This is a genomic window from Aphanothece microscopica RSMan92 (assembly GCF_046613545.2).
In the GTDB taxonomy this organism is placed as follows: Bacteria; Cyanobacteriota; Cyanobacteriia; order PCC-6307; family Cyanobiaceae; genus NIES-981.
Genome location: NZ_JBKKKY020000448.1, coordinates 1 through 506, shown reverse-complemented (window position 1 = coordinate 506; position 506 = coordinate 1). Strand labels below are relative to the sequence as shown.

Annotated in this window: 1 protein-coding gene; it reads right to left on the bottom strand. The window is 53.6% G+C overall.

The genetic code is table 11. From position 1 onward, the window contains the following. Positions 1 to 266 (bottom strand): hypothetical protein (locus ACLD7X_RS18480; protein WP_411425142.1); only part of this gene is annotated, 266 nt, incomplete at its 3' end. Between the last annotated feature and the right edge of the window lie 240 nt (positions 267 to 506).

The window sequence follows — 506 nt, the reverse complement described above, 5'->3', positions numbered from 1 at the left end:
GACGGCTGGGCCGCCACGCCAGGCAACGGAAACTTGCCCTTGGCTGCTTTCAGGCGGGCGATCTTATCGGAGAGGCTGCGCATCGCGGCTGTCCTTTGCGGGTCATGCCGAGATGGCGCTGACGAGAGCCAAACTGTCTCGCGTCGATTATGTTGCAATGCACAATGAAATGAGTTGGCGATCCTGTCCCAGAAGAGATGCATACGCCCGTCGATCTTTATTTTTTGGGCCGTGGTCCGAAAAATATCGGACACGGCAGTTTCCATCGATTTCATTTTCATTGGCCGCAACTATCGCAAGGTAGGCGCGTTGGATTCTACTCCGCTAAAGAGTTCAATCATGCCCTTAGTTGTCCTTGTCGTTGAAGATGATGCGATTGTCCGGATGGATACCGCCTCAATTATAGCGGAAGCCGGCTTCGAGACCATTGAAGCCGAAAATGCGGATGAAGCGATCGCTTTCCTGGAGGCCCGGGCGGATATCAAGCTTGTCTTCACTGACATCGA